We start from the raw sequence: 22,906 nt of genomic DNA, 5'->3' as shown, positions 1-22,906 counted from the left end.
AGAGGGCGATGGGCATCGGCAGGCCTAGTGACCCCAGACACCGGCTGGGGCTCCGGAGAAGTCTGCCCGCATCGCCGGGCGGCGTACAGAGCGCTTACTCCTGAAGCGCGCCCGCCGGGCCGAGGGCTCAGCCCTGCCCCATCTCCCGCAACAAGCTCATCACCTTGGTGGTGATGATGTCCACCGCCGGGCCGTTGGCGCCGTGCGGCAGGATCACATCGGCGTTGCGCTTGGTCGGCTCGATGAACTGCTTGTGCATCGGGCGCACGGTTTCCAGGTACTGGTTCACCACCGATTCGGTGCTGCGGCCGCGCTCGGAAATATCGCGCTGCAGGCGGCGGATGAAGCGCACGTCCGAGGCCGTGTCCACGTAGATCTTCAGCGACATCATGTTGCGCAGCTTGGTGTCGTACAGCGCGAAAAGGCCCTCCACCACGATGATGGGCGCGGGCTTGACGGTGATGGTCTCGTGCGAGCGGTTGTCGGCCGCGAAGTCGTACACCGGCATCTCGATGGCCTCGCCCTTGCGCAGCGCGGCCAGGTGCTGGGCCATCAGCGGCCAGTCGAAGGCATCCGGGTGGTCGTAGTTCTGCTTGCGCCGGTCTTCCGGCGGCATATGGGATTGGTCGCGGTAGTAGTCGTCCTGCATCACCACCGCCACCTTCTCCGGCCCGATGGCGGCCAGCACCTGGCGCGTCACCGTGGACTTGCCGCTGCCGCTGCCCCCGGCGACACCGATGACGAAGGGTTTGTGATGGGTCTTGGGCATGGTGCGCGGGTGCTGGGGGCGGAAAAGTGGCGATTTTCGCAAGCCGACTTGCGCGCCCGGCTCTGCTGCCGCCACGGCACTCGGGCCTCACCCGGCACTTCCCCGAGAATGCGCCCCCGCCAAGTCTTGGCCCCCATCCCCCCAACTGACGCGAATACGGCCATGGACCTGAAGCTTCCCATCCAAATCATTGACGAACTCAGCGACGGCGAGGTGCGCGCCAGCGGCGAGCTGGACCTGGCCTGCGGCGAGATCCGCAACGTGCGCTACGAGGACTACGACGTGGCCACCCAGGGCGTGCCCGCCGCGCACGAGGACTACGAGTTCACCGTTGGCATCCTGAGCAACGGCTCGCGCGAGGTGGAATTCCGCGTCGAGGCCGATGCCGTCAGCGGCCGCTACTCCATCACCGCCAGCGAGCTGCTGGAACTCAAGGGCCGCGCCGCCAAGCTGTTCACGCGCGCGCCGGGTTGAGGCGCTGGGCGGGGGCCGCCCGCCCATCTGCTGCCACCCCCTCCAGCCGGCCCTGCGCTCTGAACGCAGACGGGCTCAATGAGCGTCCTTGCAGGGCCGCAGCGGCCCCAGGCGCAGCACCTCCACCCGGCCCGGCGTGCTGCCATCGGCGTCGGTGTCGACGATGCGAATGCGGAAGTCCGTGAAGCGCAGCGTGGCGCGGCGGGTCTGGCACCAGGCTTCGCCGGGGCGGGGCCGTGGGGGCTTGAGCTGCCCTTCCTGTTCGGCCGTAAAGTAGAGGCTGCGATACAGGTAGTTGTTGGCCAGCACGGAGCGGCCACCGCCCTCTCGAACCTGGTCCGGTGCTGAGAACGAGGCGCTCTCGTCGGTGAAACGCACCACGCCTTCCAGCTGGACCTGTCCGCGCAGGAACACCAGCCCCTCGGGGTAGTTGCCGTGCGCGTCGTAGCGATCGAGGTCCAGTGCATCCACCGCAGGCCGAAGCACGCGCCCCTTTTCGGGCCCCTGGTCCCAGGTCATCCGGCAGGCAGCCACCACCTTGAGCGTGCCGGGCAGGCTGGCGCGCACTCGGGACAGGCTGGCGCCGCAGTAGCAGGGCACCGCTTCTCCCCAGTCTTGCGCGGCGCGCAGGTTCAGTGCCCGGCAGGATTCGTGCGCCTGCACGAATGGGGTGGCGGCCAACAGCAAGGCTCCTAGCCACGCGGGTGCCGCCCGGCTCACGGGCAGCTGCAGGGGCCTGGGCATCTGGATCGGACGGTTCAGAGCTCAGCCGGCTGCGTCGGCGCAAACCCCGGCCCCGAGCCGGGCGCGGTCTCGTCGAACCCCGCCGGCACGGTCGGTGCAAAGCCGCGCGCGCGCGCTTCGTAGTCGGCGTCGTCGTCCAGCAGTTGGGCGGGGTCGGTGAACGTCTCGGGTTGGGAGTCGGTGGGGCCGGGCCAGAACACCTGCAAGGGCAGGCCGGCGGCCTGGCAGGCGCGCACCAGCGGGGCTTCCCACTCCATCGGGCCCTGCACCAGCAGGCGCAGCGCCTGGGTGCGCGGGGCCTGTTCCAGCAGCACGGCCACGAGTTCAGGCAGGGCGACGGACAGCAGCGGGTCGAACACGATCAGCGTGGCACGGCGGGGCTGAAAGGCGCGCAGCAGGGCGCGGTGCTCGGGGCTGTAGTTGAGGTAACCGCAGTCCCAGGGGTCGTCGGCCTGGTGGCTGCGCCACCAGCACAGGTCGTTCAGCTTGACGCGCAGGCGCAGCCCCAGACCGGCCGCTCCGCTGAGCGCTTGCAGCCGCGGCGTGCCGTCCAGGCTGCGGCAGGCGGCCTCCAGCGTGGCGGCATGGCGGGCTTCCGGGTCCAGCCACAGGCCCACCGCCAGCGGCCGCTGCAAGGCCGTCGCTCCCCAGGGCCGCCACCAGGGGCGGTTGGCCGGGCCGGCGCCTTCCTGGCACCAGTGCTGCAGCGCGGCGAGCAGGGCGGGGTCGGCCTGGGTGGCGGCGCCATCCCAGAGCGGCTGCGGCTGCACGCGCAGCAGGCGGCTGTCGAAGCGGCGGCTCAGCACCCAGGCACTGCGCAGGACCAGCAGCAGCAGGGCCAGGACCGGCAGCAGCAGGAGCAGAGACAGGGCGGGCAGCGAGAAGGGCAAGTCCATGACGCAGGCGGCAGGCAGGGCGAGGGCTGCCAGCTTAGTTCTGCTTGCGCGTGGGCCGCTGGTTCACCGCGCGCGCTGGGGCGGGAAGGCGGCATAAGGTCGCACCGCCGCGGGCCCCAGAGCTTGCCCGGACCTACTCGGCCTTGCGCTCCACCACCGCCACCACCGGCGTGCAGCGCAGCTGGGCCTCGGCCTGGCCGCGCCGCTTGGGCAGGAAGTGGCAGTGCCGCACGGGCTCGGGCAGTTGCAGCACGCGCCGGGCCTCGCCCTGGTACTGGCAGTGCACCCAGACCTGGCGGCCGGCCTGGTAGACGTAGGCCAGCGGCCAGCTGTCGCGGCCCTGCGCATCGGGTTCGGGCACCAGCGAGGCCAGTTCCTCCGGCGGGCCGTCGAACACGGTCACCTGGCGCAGGGCCTTCCCCGGCTGGATGGGGCAGACGGAGACCGAGGCCGTCGTATCGGCCAACGCCAGCAGCGGTGCGGCCAGGGCCAGCAGGGTGGCAGGCCCGTGCCAACGACTCACGAGGCGCGCCCTGGCCTCGGGCAGCCACCGGCCATCAGGGCTCAGGGGGGTGCGGGGGTTGGGGCGGGCAAGCTCAGGCATGGAGGGGCGGTGCGAATGCAGGTGCGGGCACTCTAGGGCCGTTCACAACCACAAACGCAGCAGCCCGAAGTCGTTGTTGCTGCCGCTCACCTCGCCGCCCAGGATGGCGCGCACCGTGGGCACGCGCTCGTCGCTCTGCAGCACCATGCCGCGGGCGTTGTCGCCGCGCGTGCCAGCCGCTACCGGGCGGATGGCGATGCCGTTTTCGCCGAACTGGGTGTCGAGCGCGCCGCTGGGCAGCAGGCGCAGGGCCACGAAGTCGCCGGCCGAGCTGTTGTCGCGGTAGCTCCAGCCACCCAGCAGCAGCTTGCCGTCGGCCTGGCGCGCCACGGCGGTGGCGTTGTCCCAGTTGGCCGGGTTCACCGGCACGGTGACGAGGCCGCCCTGGCCGAAGCTGGCGTCCAGCGTGCCGGCTGGCGTGAGCTGGGCGGCGGCGAAGTCGTTGTAGATGCCGCCGGCCAGCACCATCTGCCCGCCGGGCAGCAGCGCCACCGAGCGCGCGGCGCCGATGTTGCGGCCGAACAGGCCGACCACCTTGCCGCCATTGCCGAAGCTGGCGTCCAGCGTGCCGTTGGGCAGGTAGCGGGCGGCCAGGAAATCGCCTTCGCCGCCCACGGCGAGGATGCGCTGCTGGCCGTCGATGACCGGCAGGGCGAGCGCGTAGACGATGTCGCCGCCGCTGCTCGGCGCCATCGGCGTGACGACCTTGCCGCCGTTGCCGAAGCTGGCGTCGAGCGTGCCGTCGGCGTTCAGGCGGATGAGCGCGAAGTCCTGGCCAGTGGTGCTGGTGCTGGTGAGCGTGGTGCCGGCGGCGACGATCTTGCCGTCCGCCTGGATGGCGACGGCGTGTGCGCGGTCGGTGCCGTTGCCGGCGCCGGCGTTGGTGAAGGTCGGCAGGATGAAGCGGCCGGCGTCGGCAAAGCCCGGGTCGAGCGTGCCGTCGGTGCGGTAGCGCAGCACCAGGAAATTGGCGTCGGTACCGGTGGCATCGGTCCAGCCGGCGACGACGATCTTGCCGTCGGCCTGCACCGCCACGGCGCGGGCGCTGTCGCCACGCGCGCCGACCTGGGTGATGACCTTGCCACCGTTACCGAAGCTGGGGTCAAGGCCGCCGTCGCGCAGGTGGCGTGTCAGGGCGACGACCGTGCCGGTGTTGATGGCGGTGGTGCCGACCGTGAGGATCTTGCCGTCCGATTGGAGCGCCACGGCATGCGCATAGTCCTCGCTGCTGGCCACTGGCGTGATCTGCGTGCCGCCGCCGAACGAGGTGTCGACCGCGCCGGCCACGCCGCGCACGGTCAGCGTGAGGGGGGTGCTGGCCATGGCCTCCAGCGCGCCGGTGGTGGCCCCGGTGGTGACCGGCCCGCCAAAGGTGGCACGGGCGGTCAGTTGGATGGCGGTGGGCAGGGTGTGAGGGGCGGCAGGCTGCGCGACCAGGGTGAACTCGGCAAAAGATGCCTCCGCCGCGACGCTGACCGGCGCCGCGCTCACACCTTCCGGCAGGCCGGACAGCGCCAGCTGCACCGGGCCGCTGAAGCCGCTCAGGCGCTCGACATTGACGCGCAGCGTGGTGCTGCTGCCCTGCACCAGCTGCAGCTTGTCGGCGGCGGGCGTGCTGCGCGCGCCGGCGGTGTTGGGGCTGATGAAGTCGCTCACCGCACCCACATGCACCGGGTTGTTGCCGAAGGCGCCGCCCATCACGTAGACGCCATTGCGCACGTAAGGGCCGTCTTGCAGCACGACGCCCAGGTAGACGCCCGTGTTCGGGTAGTGGCGGAAGGCGAACGGCGCCAGCCAGTTGGTGGCCGCTGGCCCCGCGAAGTACTGCGGGAAGTTGGCGACGGCGAAGTCCATCAACTGATTGGCAGCGGCCAGTGGGTCGTGGAGCACCAGGCTGGGCGGGGCGTCGGCCGTGGTGGCGGTGGATGCGAGCGCCTGGCGGCGGGCGCTGCCGGCGGTGGCCAGGGCGCTGGCGGCGGCCTGTGCGGTGGGCGCGGCGGCGGCCGGGGTCAGTTCGGCGCGCTCATCGCCGCCGCCGCAGGCGCTCAGGGCGGCCGCCATGGCGGCGGCCAGCAGTGTGGTGGAGGCCCAGCGGCCCAGTCGGGAGTGCATTGCAAAGTCCTTGGTGACGATGCCAGGCACTCTAAAAATTGACCGTGTTGCGCGCATGGGCCAAACGGGCCATCGGCGAGTCTGAGAAGGGCCACGGGAGGCCCACGCAGGCTCTGGGGGGCCCCATCACTGCCGCACAATCCGCGCCTTTTTGCCAGGAAGGCCGGTGCCATGAGCCCGAGTTGCTTGAACTGCGGTGCGCCGCTGAGCGCGCCCTACTGTGGTCAATGCGGCCAGTCCGGCGCCGTGCATCCCTATTCGATCGCGGGCTTGTTGCACGACATTCCGCATGCGGTGTTCCATCTGGACCGTGGCCTGTGGCCGACCCTGCTGGGCCTGCTGCGCGCACCCGGCGAGACGGTGCGCAACTACCTGGACGGTCAACGGGTGCGCTACTTCAACCCGCTGACCCTGCTGGTGCTGTGCGTCGGCTTGTACGTGGCCTGCTACAGCCGGGCGGACTTTCTGCCTCTGATCAGTCGCATGACCGGTACGCGTCTGCAAGCCGCCGGCCTTGACCCACTGCAATGGGCCACGCGCTTCATGTCGCTGCTGCTGCTGGTCATCGTGCCACTGCAGGCATGGGGCAACTGGCTGTTCTTCCGCCGCGGGCGCCGGAATCTGGCCGAGCACATGGTTGCCATCGCCTTTGTGAACGCGCTAACCACCTTGCTGATGGTCATCCCCCTGTTTCCGCTGCTCTGGGTGCTGGCGCATCTTGGCCCCAAGGCCCAAGCTGCGGTGGGCCCGGCCTGGTTGGCCGGCGTGATCATCAGCACCAGTTATCAGACCTGGGCCGTGGGGCAGATCTTTGACGAACCCGGTCTGCGCCCCTCGGCCCAATGGCGCGCCCAGCTGGGCATGGGTGTGGTGGTGCTCGTCATGGTGCTCATCGGTGCGATCGCCGGCTTCACCTGGGTGCTGCTGCGTCGCTGAATACCGCGGGATCGGCGGCTTTGTCACACCTTTTAAGCTGAATTGGATGTTTTTTGGATCGCCTGCCGGCGCCCAGGCCTCCCGCTGGAGCGCCCGCTCGTGAATCATGGCCGCTCCACTTCCACGAGGCATCCCATGCAAGGACATCCATTGATCGCAGGCCTGTGCCTGGCCGTGCTGGCCGCTGGAGCCAGCGCCCAGTCCAAGGGCCCCACCGAGGCGCAGTGCCGCAACCTGACCGACGCCATGCTGGACACCATGAAGTCCACGCCGCTCAAGACCGAGAAGGACAAGCAGGGCGCGCGCGAGCTGATCGAGCGCGTGGAGAAGCTGGTGAAGGGCAACCGCGCACGCGGCGTGCCGGAATGCGAGACCTACGCGGCGATGGCCAAGATCATTGCCCATCAGTGAGTGGTGCCTGCGCCCGTGCGGCGCAGCGCTGTCGCAGCCTCAGCCCAGCGTCGAAGGTGCCTGCCCGTACTCGGCCCGGAACGCGCTGCTGAAATGGCTGTGTGAGGAAAAGCCCAGCTCCAGGGCCAGTTCCGTCAGCCGGCCGCGCATGTCCGGCAGGCGGAACAGGGCCTCGCGCAGGCGCAGGCGGTTGAGCTGGCGGTGCAGGCTGCTGCCGGTGATGCACCGGTACACGCGGCTGGCATGGAAGGGCGAGGTGCCGCAGTCCCGAGCCAGGTGCTCCAGGCTCAGCACCTCGTCAAAGCCCGTGGCCAGGCGCTCCTCCAGGGCGCGGGCCAGGCGCCGCCAGGCGGGGCTGGGGGTGGGACCGGCTGGTCGTGCGGGGCCTGCGTCGGCCAGCACGCTCTCCACCAGCAACAGCCTGGAGCTGTTCCACGATGGTCGGCGCTGGTGGATTGCCAGTGTGCTGTGGGCAGCGGAGTCGGCGCAGGCACCGATTCCGCCCCAGCTGCTGCCGCTTAAGCGGGGCGCCTCTGCGGCCTCGCGATGCTGACCCCCATGTCGTCCAAACCGTCATCGGGCGCTCCGCGCCATCTCTTCATCCTCGGTAGCGCACGCCAGGGCGGCAATGCCGAACGGCTGGCCCGCCATGCGGCTGCGCATCTGCCTGCGGCCACGCCGATCGAGTGGTTGTCGCTGCGCCAGCACCCCCTGCCGCCTTTCGAGGACCGTCGCCACGAACCCGGGGCCGTGTTTGCGGCGCCGCTCGGGCCCGAGGCCGAGCTGCTCGCGCACACCCTGGCGGCCGACCATCTGGTGTTCGTGGTGCCGGTCTATTGGTACAGCCTGCCGGCTGACGCCAAGCGCTACCTCGACCACTGGAGCGCCTGGCTGCGCGTGCCGGGGGTGGATTTCCGCGCCCGCATGGCGGCCAAGACCCTGTCCGTGATCACCTGCCTGAGCGACGACGACCCGGCGCTGGCCGAGCCCCTGCTGCAGACCCTGCGCCTCACGGCGGACTACATGGGCATGCGGTACCACGGCGCGCTGGTGGCCTATGGCAACCGCCCGGGCGATGCGCTGGAGCGGCCCGCCCAGCGCGAGGCCGCGGCGCGCTTCTTTCAGTTTCCCAGCAGGTAATCGATGGCGCGGCTGACCGTGACCGCCTGGGCTTCGTTGCACTGCGCGGGCGTGCTGCGCGGGCTGTCGGGGTAGACCTCGGTGGTGGTGTGCAGGCGAGCCCCGGTCATCGCGCCGCACAGGCCCAGCGGCCCCATGTCGTAGTGGATGACACCGAGCTGCTGCAAGGGCTCGCCAATGATGCAGCCCTGCGGGTCGGGCTCGGCAATGTGCGTCACACGGGCTACCGCCTCGATCAGCGCGCGCTGGAAGTCCGGCACCGGGCGGGCGCTGTCGGCCACCAGGTAGAAGCCGTCGGGAATCTCGTGCCACTCGAAAGCCTTGCCGTCGCGCGCCGCGCGGGCCGGGCCGAACTCGCTGTTGTCGCTGTCGGTGGTTTCGTGCAGGTCCACATGCAGGTCCACCTGCGGGGCCTGGGCCGCTACGCAGGCCATCGCCAGGCGCGCTTCGGGTGCGGGGCTGTCGGCCTTGAACAGGCGGTTCGGGTCCAGGGCCAGCGGGTTCCAGCGGTTGATGGTCTCGTAGGCCCAGGGGCTGATGGCGGGCAGCACCAGCACATTGACGGCCTGGGCGTAACGCTCGAAATCGCGCCGCAGCCACAGCAGCGCGCCTTGCACGCCGCTGGTCTCGTAGCCATGCACGCCGCCGGTGACGAGCACGGTGGGCCGGCCGGCCAACCACGCACGGCTGCGCACCGCCATCAGCGGGTAGCGCCCCTGGCCCAGCGCCTGGTAGTCCAGCTCGCCGTATTGAAAGCATTCAGCGCCCGCGGGGCAGTGCGCCTGCAGTGGCGCCAGCACGTCGTCGGCGTAGCGGCGTTGCACGCTCTGGCGCGCCAGCCAGGCGGCGCGTTCGGCGGCGCCCCAGGGTAGGCCAGGGGTGCCGATGGGGTAGGGGGTGGTGGGGGGCATGGGGGTGCTGGGGCCGTAGGCGGGTCTGCATTCTTCCTGCGCGTGCCGCCGGGTGCGCCGGCGCTTGAAACAGCTGCTCACGCGGGGCGGCCTGAAGCTCGCTAAGGTCGCGCCCTTGCATCAGGGGGGAACACAGTGGGACGACATGGCATCAGGCTCGCGTGGGGCATGCGCGCTGCCAAGACGGCGGCAGCAGCGGATTCAGGCGGCCAGGAGATGCGATTACCAATCCGACCGGACCACCTGGGGCCGCAGGTTGTGCGGCCCGCCGGCAGGCGCTTTCACCTGATGACCCGCTGGCTCGGTCTGGCGCCCGGCCTGCTGCTTTCCAGCGAGGCCCTGGCAGACATGGGCAACTTCACCGACGGCTTCATTTACACCCTGGTCGCCATTGGCGTGCTGGGCGTGCTGGCCTGGACGCTCGTGCCTTGGCTCGTCTACCGCTCACTGCGGGGTCATGGAATTGCGCTGCGGGTGCTTGTGGCGGCACTGGTGTGGACGATGCCGGCCTGGGCCCTGATGGGAACCCTGGCCATTGCAGCCCTCTAGGGGCGCTCTCAGGGTTGCGGCGCAAGGCTGCCGTTGAGCTCAAGCCGCAAGCTGTGCGGCTGTGCACCGTTTTCCACCGGCTTGCGCGCCAAAAAGGCGGCGCTGGCCGCCGCGCGCTTGAGGTGGGCATCCAGGAAGTGGCGCACGTACAGCGCCACCATGCCGAAGGCCTGGCGCACCTCGGCCTGGCTGTACTCGTCGTAGGCGGTGGGCGGCGCCTCGCGCAGGCGGCGCGAGACGAAGTCTTCATGCCGCAGCGGGTAGGCGATGAGCTGGGTGACGGGGCTGTGCCGGGCTTCGTTGAGCAGGCTGAAGCGGGTGTCGATGCCGCGGCGGTTGAGCTGGGTGATCGTGTCCGGCGTGCGCGAGACATAGAGCCAGGGGGCGGTCAGGCGTTTGACGTCGATGAGCTGGGTGAGCGCGGGCTCGCGCGTGCCGTCCAGGCTGATGAGGGCCTGCACCTGAGCTTCCTGCGTCGCCGCAAACAGATGCGTCATGCCGCCCCAGCTCCAGCCCAGCAGGGCCAGGCGCCGGGCGTCGGCCTGCGGGTTGGCTTCTGCCAAGCGGATCAAGGCGCGGAGGTCCGCCACCTGCGGCTCCACGCTGGCCAGGTTGTCTTCCACGTCCTTGCCATCGGCTCCCATGCCGACGCTGGAGAGCACCACATAGCCGTGGCTGGCGAGGTATTCCAATAGCTCCGCGTTCTCGTCTGCCGGGCCACCCACACCGGGCGCGTAGACGATGACGGGGAACGCACCCGCAGCGGGGGGTGCGTTCCAGCTGGCTTGCATCGGTGCCTCCAGCAGGGTTTGCGCGGCCGGGCCCAGGCGCTGTGCCAGCCGGTTGGCCTGCTGGCGGCGCAGGGTCTGCAGCTCGTCGGCGCTGCGGTCGTTGCGCAGGGCTGTCAGGCGGGTGGCGAGGTAGTCGGCATAGCGCAGCGTCCGGCCCGCTGCTGCGGCCGGATACCAGCTCAGGATCTGCTGGGGCTTGCGGCCCTCCGCCTGCTGCTGCACGCGAAAGCCCACCGGGTGCGGGCCGGCTGCCTGCTCGATCAGGCGATCGATCGGCTGCTCGATGGCCTGGGCCACCATGCCGGGCAGGAACAGGGCGAGGAAGCAGGCGATGCGAATCATGGTGGCGTTGCTGCTCATGCCCAGTGCTGTGCCCAGATCCGGTCGTGAAAGGCCATCAGGTTTGGCTGCGCCTTGACGAAGTCCTGCACCGGGCTTTGGAAGGGGTGGCGGGCGAGGGTGTGGACCCAGGCGAACAGCGTCGCGTCCACCGTGCTGGGCTGGGCGCCGAACAGATAGGTTTGATCGCCCAGCAGGGTGGCCAGCGCCTGCCAGCCCTGCAGGCCCTGAGCCACCACCTCGTCCGGGCCATGCCGGCCGATGCCCTGCTGCCAGGCCTGCTGGCGCATGCGCTTGGCCAGGCCGCTGACGATTGGCGCGGCCAGGGCCTTGACGAGCGGGCGCTGCCAGCCCGGCACGGCGCGCAGCGCGTAATCCATCAGCAGCGGCTTGTAGCGCTCGACATTGGCCGGCACGCACCAGCGCAGGTAGAGCCCGACCCAATACAGCCGGTCTTCCAGCAGGGCCTGGATGGCCAGGCTCTGCGCCTGCTGGGCCCGGCTCAGGTGCGCGTCGCGCAGGGCGCGCGGGTCGCGCGCCTGCAGGTGCGCCACGATGGCCGCGGAATCCGGGATCAAGCGCCCTTCGATCTCCGCCACCGGCAGCTTGGCCTTGGGCATCACCTTGCGGTCGCCGGTGCGGCCTTCGTAGGGGATGCCGGACAGGCGCAGCCAGGTCTCGAGCTTGATGACGAAGGGACTGATGTCGGGCGTGCCGTGGCCGGCGGGGTAACCGAATTTGTAGACGATCAAGGGAGCTCCCATTTGAGGTGTTCTGCGTTGCGCGCCCGCGCGCTGCGGGCTGGGTCGGAGTGTCTCGAAACTGGCGCCCTTCAATCCGCGCCCCCTGCGCTTCATCGCAAGCCCCGCGCCCGTCCGGGCATTTGCGCCGACGATGCCGCCTCGGTTTCCGATTCTTTCCCGCCATGCTGCTTGCCAAACCCTTCGCCACCCTGGCCCTGCTCGGGCTTGCCCTTCACGCCGCGGCCGCGGAGCCCGACTGGCGCGAGCAGGCGCGCACCGATCTGGACTTCGCCGCCCAGGCCATTGCCGAGCGCCATGCCGGCGCGGTGCTGGGGCATGCGCACATCCTGAACCAGCTCGAACGCGGCCTGCGCCAAGCGCGCGCTGACCTGCCCCTGGTGCGCAGCGCCGCGGACCATCGCGCGCTGCTGCGCCGCTTCGTGGCCGGCTTTGGCGACCCGCACCTGGGCCTGCAGACGGTGGGCAAGCTCAAGGGCTGGAACGGCCTGCTGATCGATGCGGTCGACGGCCGCTTCGAGGTGGTGCACGCCGAGCCCGATGCCGACCTGCCGCCGGTGGGTAGTGAGCTGCTGGACTGCGACGGCGTCTGGATCGGCAGCTACCTGAAGGCCCGGGTTGCCCCCGGCGTGACGGAGGGTTTGGAGATGCCCAGCGGCCTGAGCCAGCTCGCCCGCCGCGTGATGTTCGACAACGACCTCGGCTGGGCCCCCGGGAGCTGCCGCTTCCGCCTGGCCGACGGCCCACTGCGCGAATGGGCGCTGCCGGCGCGGCCCTTCAGCGCCAGCTGGCCCGAGGAGCGGCTGGACCGCGCGCTCGCGCAGACCAGCTTCACACCCCTGCCTGTCGGGCTGACGCAGCCGGCGCCAGGCGTGCTCTGGGCCGCCATCAGCAGCCTGAATCTGGGTGACCCCCCAACCGCGCAGGCGCTGGACACCTTGATCAGCCAGCTGGCCCAGCAGGGGCCAAAGGCGCAGTGGGTGGTGTTTGACCTGCGCGGCAACGGCGGCGGCGCCTCCAGCCCGGGGGGCCGGGCGCTGAAGGCCTTGTACGGCGAGGCCTACGGTGGCCAACTGGCTGAGCTGCCCTACAACGGCAAACAGGCTGTCGCGCACCCGGACACTCTGCAGATGCTGCGCGGCCTGGCCGCACGCTCGGACCTGCCCGCTGACATGCTCGGCCAGGTGCGCGAGGCCCTGCAGGCACTGGAAGGCGCTCAGCAACGCGGCGAGCGCGTGGCCACGCTGAGTCCGGTGGCGCCGCCCGCTGCCCGTGACGCGCTACGTGCCCAGGTGCGCCAGCGCCCGGGCGGCCCACGCCTGGCGGCGCTGATCGACCGCGGCTGCTTCAGTTCCTGCATGGCCTTCCTGCAGATGCTGCAGGGCCCGGCGGACACCCTGGTGCTGGGCGAGGCCACGCTGGGCTACTCGCCCTACGGCGAGATTGCGCCCCTGCCGCTACCCAGCGGCCAGGGCACGCTGCGCCTGCCCTCGGCCTTCTTCGTCAGCGAGCAGGCGGCGCAGCAGCCCTTTGTGCCGCAGCGCCGCTACCCGGGTCGCATGCACGATGGCGCAGCGGTGCAGGCCTGGGCGCTGCAGCAGCTGCAGGCGGCGCAGACGGCTCGTTAGGGATTGGCGCACTTGGCGCGGCCGGGTCAGACTTCGCGCCGGCTGCCGCTGTCCTGCGCCTCGATGAAGGCCTTGCGAAAGGCCATCGGCTCGGCGATGCCGGCCAGCGGCGCGTGGGAGGTGCCGGTGCCCGAGATGACCAGGGTGCCGAAGTCGAACAGGCGGCCCAGCACGCCCTGATCGACCTGGATGCTCTCGGCCTTGTTCAGATTGATCTCGATCGTCTGGCGGCTGATGAAGCCGTGCTTGACGATGATGCGCTTGGTCGTGACCGCCAGCTCGGTGGACTTGTAGCGGATGTAGGCCGCCACCAGGAATACCAGGCCCAGGCCGAACAGCGGCAGCGTGACGAGGCCCAGCGCGATCAGGTGCGCCAGGCCCCACAGGCTGAGGTGGCCTTCGTGCAGGATGGTTTCGCCTTTGACCAGCGCGCCCTCGACATAGCTCGACATCGGTGTTCCTTGGAGATGGAGACGTTCAGCCCGCGCTGTCCCAACGCAGGGTGGCGCATTCTCTCCACCCTGCCGGCCCGGCTTTTGTTGCATTCCGGGCAACAACGGATTGCAGCGCGCCATCTTTTTCTGCAACGCCCCGATCTCCAGAATTTCAACCACTCACCCAGGCCAAGGCCTCACGGTTGCCGGGTGTCCCAAGACTTGAAATCAGGAGTTCCCATGTCCACTCCCCGCATCCTTGTTCTTGCCACCGCTCTGCTCGGCAGCACCGCCGCCATGGCCCAGACCAGCAGCGAGTCGCAGGCGCTGAGCCGCGCCGAGGTGCTGGCCGATCTGGAGATCTACCAGCGTTCGGGCCTGCGTGCCATCGAGCAGGACGACCTGCAGATGTTCCGCGGCGAACGCTACCGCGTCGCCCTGAACCGCTACCGTGCCTTGCGCCAGTCGCCCGAGTTCGCGGCGCGCGTGCAGGCCATCGCCCAGGCCCGCGGCGAAACGTTGACCGCGACCGCGCCCTGATCACGGCGCCGGCTGGCGCTCGCACAATCGATCTCCCTGGGGCCTAGCGCCCCCGTACCGGAGCGAACGTGGACAAGTTCAGCGCGATGAGGGCCTTCGTGCGCGTGGTCGAGGCCGGCAGCTTCACCCGCGCCGCCGAGGCCCTGGGCGTGCCCAAGGCGCAAGTGACGCGGCAGGTGCAGGCCCTGGAGCAGGAGCTGCGCACCCTGCTGCTGAACCGCACCACGCGCCGCGTCACCGCCACCGCCGAGGGCGCGGCCTATTACGAGCGCGCGGTGAGCGTGCTGGACGATGTGGAGGAGCTGGAGTCCAGCCTCTCCCACGCCAAGGCCAACCCGCGCGGCCGCCTGCGGGTGGACGTGCCCTCGCCCGCTGCCACCCTGGTGTTGCTGCCGGCCCTGCACGAGTTCTGCGCCCAATACCCCGACATCCAAATCGACCTGGGCATCAGCGACCGCGTGGTGGACCTGGTGGCCGAGCGGGTGGATTGCGCGATCCGCGGCGGCACCATCACCGACCCCTCGCTGATCGCGCGCCGCCTGGGCGAGATCCGCCGCGTGGCCTGCGCCTCGCCCGAGTACCTGCGGCGCCATGGCATGCCCCGGCACCCCTCCGATCTGGAGGACGAGACGCACCGCGTCATCAGCTACTTCGCGCATGGCAGCGAGCGGCTCACCTACGTGATGGAGCGCGGCAAGGAGCGCGTGGAGGTGCACCCCAAGTCCGGCATCGCGGTAAACGACAGCTCGGCCATGCTGGCTGCCGGCCTGGCGGGGCTGGGCATCGCGCGCACCGGCGCCTTCATGGCCGCCCCCTATGTGGCGGCCGGCAGCCTGCAGATCGTGTTGCCCGAATGGTCGGCCGGCGTCTCGCCGCTCTACCTCGTCTACCCGCCCAACCGCCATGTGCCCGCGCGCCTGCGCGTGTTCATCGACTGGGTCGTCAAGCTGTTCGACTGCGCGCTCAGCGGCCAGACGCGCGGGCCGGCCACCGGCCTGCCCAATGTGCACAAGGAACTGGCGCTGTAGCGCCCCCTTCGCGCTTCCCCCGTTGTGCGCCCGGTGCCGGCTTGGTTACAAACGGGCCACGGGGAGACACAGAGCAGGCGGCCTGAGCCGCGCGAGCGGAGCTTGGCATGCGTGTTTCCTGGTGGGGGTGCGGCGCGCTGTTGGCGGCGCTGATGGGCCCGGCCGCGGGCCAGACCCTGCTGCGCGGCGGCACCCCTGAAGGCCTGCCCGGCTATGAGCTGGGCCCGCATGGCGAGCTGCGCGTCGAGTCGCCGCAGAAGGCCGCGCTGCTGCAATGCGTCGAGCAGGCCCTGAATGTGCACATCGTCTGGTCCGCCTACCCCACGCGGCGCGTGCTGCAGATGGTGGCGGAGCAGCAGCTGGACCTGGCCTTCCCGATGGGCTTCAACGAGGAGCGCGCCGCGCGCCTGCTGCAAAGCGAACCCGGCTGGGACAACCCGGACGTCTGGGTCTCGCTCAAGCCCATCCAGGTGCAAGACAAACGCCTGCGCCTGGGCGCCCGTCTGGGCTCGCCCCAGCACGACGACCACCAGGGCCTGGGCTACGCCCGCGTGGTGGGCGCCGTGACTTACGAGGAACTCGCCAAGCTGCTGGTGCGCGACATGGTGGATGCCGTCATCCTGCCGCGTTCGCTGTTCGAGGACATGAAGGCCATCTGGCCCGCCGGCCACCAGGTGAGCGAGGGCAAGCCGCGGCGCTCCGGCTTCTACCTGGCGAAGTCCGACCCGCGCCAGCTGGCCGCGCCACTGGATCAGGCCATCCGCCGCTGCCGGGGGGCGGGCAAGCCCGTCTGACGGCGGTGGGCCTGAAGCGGGGAAGGGGCGCGCTATCCTGGGCTCCGCTGCCCCTGCAGGCCCCGGCCTGATTCCCAGGGCGGCAGCGCAGAGCGGAGGGGAGATGAGCGCGCGAGAGACCCTGCATCGCGAAGTCGGCCTGGCCTGGGTGGGCGCGGATGGCGATCTGCTCTCGTTCAACGCCACGCTGCGCGGCTGGCTGGGCGAGGCCCAACCCGAGCGCCTGGAGCAGCTGCTGCCTGCCTTGACTCCGGCGCGCTGGGCGCGCTGGAAGGCCGAGGGCTTTGCCGACGTGCTGTCGCTGGAGCTGGGCGCGCCGGGCGGCGAACCGCTGGTGGTGCAGGTGCAGGCCGATCCGGCGCCTGACGGCCTGTGCATGCTCAGCCTGCTGGGCAGCCTGCCGGTGGCCGAGCGCCTGGCCATCGACGCGCTGCAGCGCTCCGTGCTCGGTGCCGTGGCCGGCGGCGAGCCCCTGCGCGCGGTGATGGACCTGCTGTGCCGCGAGGTCGAAGCCCTGGCACCCGAGCTGGTGTGCAGCGTGCTGGCGGTCGACGCCGAAGGCCGGCTGCACCCCCTGGCCGGCCCCAGCCTGCCCGCCGCTTACACGCAGGCGCTGGAAGGCCTGGCCATCGGCCCCGCCGTGGGCAGCTGCGGCACCGCCGCCTGGCGCCGCGAGCCCGTGGATGTGCGCTCCATCGCCACCGACCCGCTGTGGGCGCCCTACAAGCAGCTGGCCCTGCCCATCGGCCTGGCGGCCTGCTGGTCCACCCCGGTGCTGATGGACACGTGGGGGCGCGTGGGCGCCACCTTCGCGCTCTACTACCGCGAGGAAGTGCCGGTGGCCGACTACCACCGCCACCTGGTGCAGGCTTGCAGCCAGATGGTGCGCGTGGCCCTGAAGCACGACGAGCGCGAGCGTCGCATCGAGCAGCTGGCCTATGGCGACGACATCACCGGCCTGCCCAACCGCGCCCGCTTCACGCAGCGTGCCGAGGCCGTGCTGCGTGCGCCAGCTGCGGCGGCCCAGGGTGGCGCCCTGTTGCTGATGGACCTGGATCGCTTCAAGGCCGTCAACGAACTGCAGGGTCATGCGGTGGGCAACGAGGTGCTGCGCCGCATCGGCGCGCGGCTGGCGCAGGCCCTGCCGGGCCTGGACACGCTGGCGCGCCTGGGTGATGACGAATTCGTCGTGCTGCTGCCCGGCGCCGACCGCGCCGCCGCCGAACGCGAGGCCCTGCGCTTGTGCGCGCTGGCGGCCGAGCCCCTGGTGCTGGAGCGCGGCCAGCAGCTGCGCCTGGGCCTGAGCGTGGGTTTCAGCCTGTTCCCGCACGATGGCCAGACGCTCGACGCCTTGCTCAAGCACGCCGACATCGCGCTCAACGCCGCCAAGCTCAGCGGCCGCAACACCGCACGCGGCTTCAATGAGGAACAGGCCCAGGCCCTGCAGGAAAAGGCCTGGATGGAAGGCGAGCTGCGCGAGGCCCTGGCCCACGGCGGCTTCACCCTGCACTTCCAGCCCCAGTGCAGCCTGCAGGACGGCCGCGTGCTCGGTGCGGAGGTGCTGCTGCGCTGGCCGCACCCGCAGCGCGGCTTGATTCCGCCCGACCGCTTCATCCCGGTGGCCGAGGAATGCGGCCTCATCGTCGCCCTCGACGCCTGGGTGCTGGAGGCTGCGGTGCAGCAGCTGGCGCGCTGGCATGCCCAGGGCCTGGCCCTGCCCAGCCTGGCGGTGAACCTCTCGCCGCCGCGCCTGCTGCATGGCGATTTGCAGGAGCAGGTGCAGCGCCTGCTGGCGCAGACCGGCCTGCCGCCCACGGCCCTGACCCTGGAAGTGACCGAGCGCCTGATGCTGGACGAGCGCCAGGACCGCCGCGCGGTCGACCAGCTCAGCCAGCTGCGCGCGCTCGGCGTGGGCGTGTCCATCGACGACTTCGGCACCGGCTACTCCTGCCTGGGCTATCTGCGCCGCCTGCCCATTTCGGAGCTGAAGATCGACCGCAGCTTCATCCACGAACTGGCCAAGCGCCCCGAAGACCGCGCCCTGGTGGCCGCACTCGTCACCATCGCGCGCGGCTGCCGGCTGCAGCTGGTGGCCGAGGGCGTGGAGACCGAGGCCCAGGCCCGCGTGCTGCGCGAGCTGGGTTGCGACGCCTTCCAGGGCTACTGGCTGGCGCGGCCGATGCCGGCGGCGGAGTTGGAAGCGTGGTTGCAGGCCCGCTTGTAGAGCCCGCTCAGCGCGGCCGCTCGAACCCGTTCGCCACCCAGGCCTCGGCTGCGGCCTTGGTGAAGCGGAACTCGGCCGGCACGCGCACTTCGGCCAGCTGCTTGCCGGCGCCGTCTTCGGCGCGCAGCAGCGCGTAGGGCTCGTCCTCTAGCGGCACGATCTCCAGGCTGATCTTCAGCCACTCGCCGTCTTGCGCCACGTAGAGCGATTTGTGCAGCTGCGCCTTGAGCTGCTGCTCGTGGCGCTGGATCACTTCACTGGCGGTCTTCACCAGGGTGTTGAAGGCGCTGCTGTCCAGCGGCTTGGGGTTCTTTTTGTCGCGGCCCATGGTCCAGGGCCCCACCAGCGCGGGTTCGGACTGGCCGTCCAGGTACATGGCCACGGCCCAACCCTCGTCGTCCTCGTTCTTGATGACCTGGGCCGTCCAGCCCTTGTCGCGCCAGCGGCGCGCTTCCTGCACCAGCGCCGGTTCGTCGTGTTCGTTGTCCATGGGCCGGCATTGTCCGTGCCGCCCCCGCGGCGCAGGATTTGCAGCCCGCCGTGATCCGCATCACGCCGCGCGGGGTGGCCCCGTATGGCGGCCGCGCCAGGCCCTGGATAGCCTTGCGCCGCTCTTGCAACACCCCCAGAAAAGCCACCATGCCCCATCGCCTGCTTGCCCGTTCCAGCGCCGACGACAGCCGTTCGCACGCCCTGTCCATGAGCTTTGCCTTCTCCGAGACTCTGCCCTCGGTGAGCTGGGCACCGCCGCCCGCGGAGCTGCTGTACGACCAGACGATCGGCCAGGCGCGCAACCAGGCCTTGGATCTGCCGGCGCTGGAGAGCGCCTGGGCTGAAACCGAACGCATGGGTCTTTGAGGCCGGCGCACGTCGCTACAAATTCAAGACAAATCCCCGACAGTCCGCGGATGCCTGGGAAGGGCACGCTTCATAGGATTCCGGCCAGTCCTCGGGATGCGGCTTGACTGCTCCACGAGGGAGGCTTGAACGGGGCGCCTAGACGCCCCTCTTGTGGAGCAACCCCTATGCAATACCCCTTGCTTTCGCGCTGGGCCGCTGGCCTGGCGCTGGGCGGTAGTGCGGCCCTGCTGGCCGCCTGTGGCGGTGGTGGCGCCGCCGAAGCCGGCGCCCCCGCGGTCTCGCGGCCGCTGGCCATCAGCGGCACCGCCGCCGTGGGCACGGCGCTCGGCAATGCCACCGTGCAGGCCAAATGCCTGGCCGGTACCGGCCAGACGCAGACGGCCGCCGACGGCAGCTACAGCCTGCAGCTCACCGGTGCCCAGCTGCCCTGCGTGCTGCGCGTGCGCAATGCCGCCGGCCTGCAGCTGCACACCGTCACGCAGGACCAGGGCAACACCGCCGTGGCCAACATCACCCCGCTGACCGAGCTGCTGCTGACGCGCGCCGCGCAGCTGCCCGCCGCGCAGGTGTTCGACGGCTTCTCGCCGCAGCTGGCCGCCAGCCTCAAGCCCGATGCGCTGGCCGCCGCGCAGAGCCAGGTGGTGAGCCTGCTCAACGGTACGGTGGATGCGAGCGGCATTGCCAGCTTCGTGCGCAGCCCGCTGAAGGCGGCGCAGCCCGGTGCGGCCTCGAGCGACCCGCACGACCAGGTGCTGGACCGCCTGCAGGAACGCCTGCCGGCCGACAAGTTCGCCGCCCTGAACCAGCTGCTGGCCACCAAGGGCCCGCTGCCCGACCCGCAGCCCTTCAAGCCCGAGCTGTACGTGCGCAGCAGCACCTTGAGCCTGAGCGTGGGCGAGTCCCTGCCCCTGGTGGCGGATCTGAACTACCCCCCCAATGTGCGCTACATCCGCCCGCCGCTGAGCTGGAGCGTGGTGGAGACCGACGGCGGCACGCTGCGCAATGAAGGCCAGGGCTGGACCTACACCGCGCCCAACCAGGCCGGCACCTACCACCTGAAGGTGCAGCGCGACGACTTCGCGCAGGTCAGCGCCACCGTCACCGTGCAAGTCACAGCCTTTGAACCACGCCTGGCCATCGAGCCGAGCGACTCCGCCGTGGTGCTGATGCCCGGCCAGAAGCACTGGTTCCATGCCCGCTTCAACTACCAGCCCGGCTACGCCTACATCCGCCCGCCGGTGAGCTGGAAGGTGCTGGATGCCGACGGCGGCAGCGTCACCCTGGACGGCGAGTACACCGCGCCGGCCAAGCCTGGGGTCTACACGCTGCGCGCGCAGCGCGACGACTTCCCGAACGTGAACCTGAGCTTCACGGTGCGCGTGGCGTCCTTCCAGAGCCTGAGCCATATCGCGCTGCCGCTGCAGCCCGTGGGCCTGAAGCCCGAGCAGACGGTGATCCGCAGCGAGGCGGCCTGGGCCGAGTGGAAGAAGTCGCGCTTCGTGCCGGCCGAGCCGCAGTCCGACGACGTCATCGACTTCGAGCGCCACATGGTGCTGGCCATCGTCTGGCCCGCGCTGAGCCCCTGTGCCTCGGCGAACGTGCTGGACGTGGCGCCGGTGAACGGCAGCCTGCAAGTGACGGTGCAGACCCGCCCGGCCCCGCCCGGCGTGATGTGCGCGGCCTATGTGTGGAACCCGGTGTGGCTGCTGGTGGTGCCCAAGAGCGAACTGCCCCTGGTGGTGAAAGAGATCGCGGAGGAGAAGTAGGCCCCGGGCGGGCGGGGCTGGCCCCCGCCCGCCACGGTGGACCTGCTCAGGCCTGGCCGCCGCGCGGCCAGCGCACCACCAAGCAAGCGCCCCCGAGGGCGCTTTTTTCAATCTGGATCGCCCCACCGTGCAGGGCCACGCCGCGCGCGGCGATTGCCAGACCCAGGCCGTGGCCCGGCAGGTTGCCGGTCTGCGGCAGACGGACGAAGGGTTCGAACACGCGCTGGCGCTCGCCTTCGGGGATGCCGGGGCCGTCGTCTTCCACGCGCAGTTCCCATTGCGCCGCAGGCAGGGCGCGGGCGCTGAAGCGCACCTGGTGGCGGGCGTACTTCAAGGCGTTGCCGAGCAGATTGCCCACCACGCGCGCCACCAGATGCGCGTCGCCGCACATGCGGCCGATGTCGGGTGCGATCTGCACCTGCAGCGCGCGTGCCGTGCCCTCCAGCTCCTGCGCGCCAAGGCATTGGCGCAGCAGCGCGTCCAGGTCAAAAGGTTCGGCCTGCAGCTGCGCCTGCTCCAGGCGGCTGTAGCTCAGCAGCTCGGTCACCAGGGCCTGCAGCTGGGCCAGGTCGCGCTCCAGTGCGTCGATGCGAGCATGGCGTTCAGCCGGGCTGTCGGTGTCGCGCAGCAACTCCAAATCGAAGCCCATGCGGGCGATCGGTGTGCGCAGCTCGTGCGAGACCGCGTGCAGCAGATGCCGCCGCCCTTCGAGCAACCCGGCCAGGCGCTCGGCCATCTGGTTCATGCCCTGGGCCAGCGGACGCAGGCTGGTGCTGGCGGGGGTTTCGGCGCGCGCGCTCAAATGACCCGCGCCCCAGGCCTCGGCCGTGCTGGAAAGTGCCAGCAACCCACGCCAGTGCAGGCGCGACCACAGTGCCAGCGGCACCAGTAGGACCAGCGCCACCACGCCCCAGCGCAGCGCCTCCTGGCGCAGCGCCTGGGCCACGTCGATCGGCAGGCCGCTGATGCGCAGCACCTCGCGCTCGCTGTCCACATAGCGCTCGCCCTGCAGGTCCACACGGCGCAGCAGGCGGCGCCCGGCCACGTCCAGCACCACCGTGCCCGCCTGCAGGCGCTGCTGCTGGGCGCTGCCCAAACCCTGCAGGGCCTCGTCCAGCGGCAGCAGCTCGTAGTGCTGCGGCGAGACCTCGCGCACCTTGTTCAGCCGCTCCAGCCATTCGTCGCGCGGGGCGGCGTCGATGTAGTGCTCCAGCACGAAGAGCTGCGCGGCCGCCTGGCGCCGCGCGATGTCCTCCAGCGGGTCGCCATACAGGCGGCTGAACAGCAGGTACAGCACCGCGCTGGCCGCCAGCAGGGCCAGCAGGGTGAGGGGCAGCAGCCGCCAGAACAGGCGGTTCATCGGGGCTTCATTCCCAGGCCGACGGGCTCAGCAGATAGCCCTCGCCCCAGACCGTCTTGATCTTCTCGCCGCGGGCGTCGTCGAACTTGCGGCGCAGGCGCGAGACGCCGTTGTCGATCGAGCGGTCCAGCCCGTCGAACTCCAGCCCGCGCATGCGCAGCAGCAGGTCGTTGCGGCTCATCACCTGGCCGGCGGATTCGCTCAGCGCCAGCAGCAGCTTGTATTCGGGCTGGTTCAGCGCCACGGGTTCGTCGCCCCAGAACACCGCATGGTTCTCGCGCGAGATGCGCAGCCGGCCGATGACCAAGTCGCTCGACGCGCTGGTCGGTACGGCCGCCGCGCCCCGCCGCGCCAGCGCGCGCAGCCGCGCCAGCAGCACGCGCGGCTGCACCGGCTTGTTGACGAAGTCGTCCGCACCCTGTTCCAGGCCGGAGACCTCGTCGAAGGCGTCCTCGCGCGCGGTCAGGATCAGGATGGGCACCGCGCTGCGCTCGCGGATCTGCCGGCACACCACCAGGCCGTCGACGCCGGGCAGGCTCAGGTCCAGCACCACCAGCTGCGGCTCGGTGGCCTGGAAATGCGCCAGCGCCAAGTCGCCGCGCGGCACCACGTCGACCTGGAACTCGTAGCCGCCCAGGTACTCGCTCACGAGGCTGGCCAGCCGCTCATCGTCCTCCACCAGCATCACGCGCCACATCGCTCGTCTCCTTCCCGAAATTCTAGGAAGACCCCCTGGTGTGCCTGGGGGCCCGGACAAATTCATGACAATTCCAGGACGAACTCAGGCAGGCGCCTTGAGGGGCACTGGGGAGAATGGCCCGGCCTGCGCATGAC

Annotated in this window: 25 protein-coding genes; 12 read left to right on the top strand and 13 right to left on the bottom strand. The window is 70.6% G+C overall.

Annotated features, from left to right (window positions below; all coding sequences use genetic code 11):
* Positions 1-127 precede the first annotated feature (127 nt).
* Positions 128-769 (bottom strand): uridine kinase, encoded by a 642-nt coding sequence (udk, locus tag ACE3QP_RS19540; protein ID WP_374438427.1) that lies wholly within the window; start codon positions 767-769, stop codon positions 128-130.
* A 162-nt stretch (positions 770-931) separates the two neighbouring features.
* On the opposite strand from udk, the gene ACE3QP_RS19535 reads away from it, so the two are divergent.
* Positions 932-1,243, top strand: coding sequence for a hypothetical protein (locus ACE3QP_RS19535; RefSeq protein WP_374438425.1), 312 nt, complete (start codon positions 932-934; stop codon positions 1,241-1,243).
* Positions 1,244-1,318: 75 nt separating this feature from the next.
* On the opposite strand, the gene ACE3QP_RS19530 is transcribed toward ACE3QP_RS19535, so the two are convergent.
* The 4 genes from ACE3QP_RS19530 to ACE3QP_RS19515 all read right to left on the bottom strand — a co-directional run bounded on the left by ACE3QP_RS19530 (position 1,319) and on the right by ACE3QP_RS19515 (position 5,599).
* Positions 1,319-1,924: a hypothetical protein gene (locus ACE3QP_RS19530; protein WP_374438423.1), complete on the bottom strand. Its 606-nt coding sequence runs from the start codon at positions 1,922-1,924 to the stop codon at positions 1,319-1,321.
* A 77-nt stretch (positions 1,925-2,001) separates the two neighbouring features.
* Positions 2,002-2,883 carry a hypothetical protein gene (locus ACE3QP_RS19525; protein WP_374438421.1) on the bottom strand — a complete coding sequence of 294 codons (882 nt, stop codon included), beginning with the start codon at positions 2,881-2,883 and terminating at the stop codon, positions 2,002-2,004.
* 133 nt (positions 2,884-3,016) lie between these two features.
* Entirely contained in the window at positions 3,017-3,406 is a 390-nt protein-coding gene (locus tag ACE3QP_RS19520) for an STY0301 family protein (protein WP_374438420.1), read from the bottom strand.
* Positions 3,407-3,529: 123 nt separating this feature from the next.
* Positions 3,530-5,599: a hypothetical protein gene (locus ACE3QP_RS19515; protein WP_374438418.1), complete on the bottom strand. Its 2,070-nt coding sequence runs from the start codon at positions 5,597-5,599 to the stop codon at positions 3,530-3,532.
* A 171-nt stretch (positions 5,600-5,770) separates the two neighbouring features.
* On the opposite strand from ACE3QP_RS19515, the gene ACE3QP_RS19510 reads away from it, so the two are divergent.
* Both ACE3QP_RS19510 and ACE3QP_RS19505 read left to right on the top strand, forming a co-directional pair.
* Positions 5,771-6,535 carry a DUF3667 domain-containing protein gene (locus ACE3QP_RS19510; RefSeq protein ID WP_374438417.1) on the top strand — a complete coding sequence of 255 codons (765 nt, stop codon included), beginning with the start codon at positions 5,771-5,773 and terminating at the stop codon, positions 6,533-6,535.
* 135 nt (positions 6,536-6,670) lie between these two features.
* Positions 6,671-6,946, top strand: a complete 276-nt coding sequence (locus tag ACE3QP_RS19505; protein ID WP_374438415.1) for a hypothetical protein — start codon at positions 6,671-6,673, stop codon at positions 6,944-6,946.
* A 39-nt stretch (positions 6,947-6,985) separates the two neighbouring features.
* Here ACE3QP_RS19505 and ACE3QP_RS19500 read toward each other — a convergent pair whose 3' ends face one another.
* Complete coding sequence (locus ACE3QP_RS19500; protein ID WP_374438413.1) at positions 6,986-7,357, bottom strand: helix-turn-helix domain-containing protein; 372 nt, start codon at positions 7,355-7,357, stop codon at positions 6,986-6,988.
* Between the two features lie 147 nt (positions 7,358-7,504).
* Between ACE3QP_RS19500 and ACE3QP_RS19495 the strand changes: the two genes are divergently transcribed.
* Complete coding sequence (locus ACE3QP_RS19495) at positions 7,505-8,086, top strand: flavodoxin family protein (RefSeq protein ID WP_374438411.1); 582 nt, start codon at positions 7,505-7,507, stop codon at positions 8,084-8,086.
* Here the strand turns inward: ACE3QP_RS19495 and ACE3QP_RS19490 are convergent.
* Positions 8,068-8,997 carry a M14 family metallocarboxypeptidase gene (locus tag ACE3QP_RS19490; protein WP_374438409.1) on the bottom strand — a complete coding sequence of 310 codons (930 nt, stop codon included), beginning with the start codon at positions 8,995-8,997 and terminating at the stop codon, positions 8,068-8,070. The two genes, ACE3QP_RS19495 and ACE3QP_RS19490, sit on opposite strands and share 19 nt — an antisense overlap.
* 288 nt (positions 8,998-9,285) lie before the next feature.
* Between ACE3QP_RS19490 and ACE3QP_RS19485 the strand changes: the two genes are divergently transcribed.
* Positions 9,286-9,546: a hypothetical protein gene (locus ACE3QP_RS19485; protein WP_374438408.1), complete on the top strand. Its 261-nt coding sequence runs from the start codon at positions 9,286-9,288 to the stop codon at positions 9,544-9,546.
* Between the two features lie 8 nt (positions 9,547-9,554).
* On the opposite strand, the gene ACE3QP_RS19480 is transcribed toward ACE3QP_RS19485, so the two are convergent.
* Positions 9,555-10,697, bottom strand: coding sequence for a dienelactone hydrolase family protein (locus ACE3QP_RS19480; protein ID WP_374438406.1), 1,143 nt, complete (start codon positions 10,695-10,697; stop codon positions 9,555-9,557).
* Positions 10,694-11,440: a glutathione S-transferase family protein gene (locus tag ACE3QP_RS19475; protein WP_374438404.1), complete on the bottom strand. Its 747-nt coding sequence runs from the start codon at positions 11,438-11,440 to the stop codon at positions 10,694-10,696. The genes ACE3QP_RS19480 and ACE3QP_RS19475 overlap by 4 nt, the downstream gene beginning before the upstream one ends.
* Positions 11,441-11,601: 161 nt before the next feature.
* On the opposite strand from ACE3QP_RS19475, the gene ACE3QP_RS19470 reads away from it, so the two are divergent.
* Complete coding sequence (locus tag ACE3QP_RS19470; RefSeq protein ID WP_374438403.1) at positions 11,602-13,065, top strand: S41 family peptidase; 1,464 nt, start codon at positions 11,602-11,604, stop codon at positions 13,063-13,065.
* A gap of 26 nt (positions 13,066-13,091) precedes the next feature.
* On the opposite strand, the gene ACE3QP_RS19465 is transcribed toward ACE3QP_RS19470, so the two are convergent.
* Positions 13,092-13,517 (bottom strand): PH domain-containing protein, encoded by a 426-nt coding sequence (locus tag ACE3QP_RS19465; RefSeq protein WP_374438401.1) that lies wholly within the window; start codon positions 13,515-13,517, stop codon positions 13,092-13,094.
* Between the two features lie 222 nt (positions 13,518-13,739).
* On the opposite strand from ACE3QP_RS19465, the gene ACE3QP_RS19460 reads away from it, so the two are divergent.
* The 4 genes from ACE3QP_RS19460 to ACE3QP_RS19445 all read left to right on the top strand — a co-directional run bounded on the left by ACE3QP_RS19460 (position 13,740) and on the right by ACE3QP_RS19445 (position 18,085).
* Positions 13,740-14,039, top strand: a complete 300-nt coding sequence (locus tag ACE3QP_RS19460; RefSeq protein ID WP_374438400.1) for a DUF4148 domain-containing protein — start codon at positions 13,740-13,742, stop codon at positions 14,037-14,039.
* Positions 14,040-14,107: 68 nt separating this feature from the next.
* On the top strand, positions 14,108-15,067 hold the full coding sequence (locus tag ACE3QP_RS19455; RefSeq protein ID WP_374438398.1) for a LysR family transcriptional regulator: 960 nt from the start codon (positions 14,108-14,110) through the stop codon (positions 15,065-15,067).
* A 107-nt stretch (positions 15,068-15,174) separates the two neighbouring features.
* A complete protein-coding gene (locus ACE3QP_RS19450; RefSeq protein ID WP_374438397.1) occupies positions 15,175-15,861 on the top strand; it encodes a substrate-binding periplasmic protein in 687 nt (228 codons plus the stop codon).
* A gap of 103 nt (positions 15,862-15,964) precedes the next feature.
* Positions 15,965-18,085, top strand: coding sequence for a putative bifunctional diguanylate cyclase/phosphodiesterase (locus ACE3QP_RS19445; protein WP_374438395.1), 2,121 nt, complete (start codon positions 15,965-15,967; stop codon positions 18,083-18,085).
* Between the two features lie 7 nt (positions 18,086-18,092).
* On the opposite strand, the gene ACE3QP_RS19440 is transcribed toward ACE3QP_RS19445, so the two are convergent.
* The gene (locus tag ACE3QP_RS19440) at positions 18,093-18,575 is read right to left on the bottom strand and encodes a hypothetical protein (protein ID WP_374438393.1); all 483 of its coding nucleotides are present in this window, start codon (positions 18,573-18,575) and stop codon (positions 18,093-18,095) included.
* A gap of 149 nt (positions 18,576-18,724) precedes the next feature.
* Here ACE3QP_RS19440 and ACE3QP_RS19435 point away from each other — a divergent pair, with 149 nt between their 5' ends.
* Positions 18,725-18,943 (top strand): hypothetical protein, encoded by a 219-nt coding sequence (locus tag ACE3QP_RS19435; RefSeq protein WP_374438392.1) that lies wholly within the window; start codon positions 18,725-18,727, stop codon positions 18,941-18,943.
* Between the two features lie 167 nt (positions 18,944-19,110).
* Positions 19,111-20,712, top strand: a complete 1,602-nt coding sequence (locus ACE3QP_RS19430; protein ID WP_374438390.1) for a hypothetical protein — start codon at positions 19,111-19,113, stop codon at positions 20,710-20,712.
* Positions 20,713-20,758: 46 nt separating this feature from the next.
* Here the strand turns inward: ACE3QP_RS19430 and ACE3QP_RS19425 are convergent, their stop codons facing one another.
* Together ACE3QP_RS19425 and ACE3QP_RS19420 are read right to left on the bottom strand one after the other, a co-directional pair.
* A complete protein-coding gene (locus ACE3QP_RS19425; protein ID WP_374438389.1) occupies positions 20,759-22,072 on the bottom strand; it encodes an ATP-binding protein in 1,314 nt (437 codons plus the stop codon).
* Positions 22,073-22,079: 7 nt separating this feature from the next.
* Positions 22,080-22,769: a response regulator gene (locus ACE3QP_RS19420; RefSeq protein ID WP_374438387.1), complete on the bottom strand. Its 690-nt coding sequence runs from the start codon at positions 22,767-22,769 to the stop codon at positions 22,080-22,082.
* Between the last annotated feature and the right edge of the window lie 137 nt (positions 22,770-22,906).

The sequence above is a fragment of the Inhella sp. genome, from assembly GCF_041912635.1.
In the GTDB taxonomy this organism is placed as follows: domain Bacteria; phylum Pseudomonadota; class Gammaproteobacteria; order Burkholderiales; family Burkholderiaceae_C; genus Inhella.
This window is presented reverse-complemented; position numbering and strand designations above follow the sequence as displayed.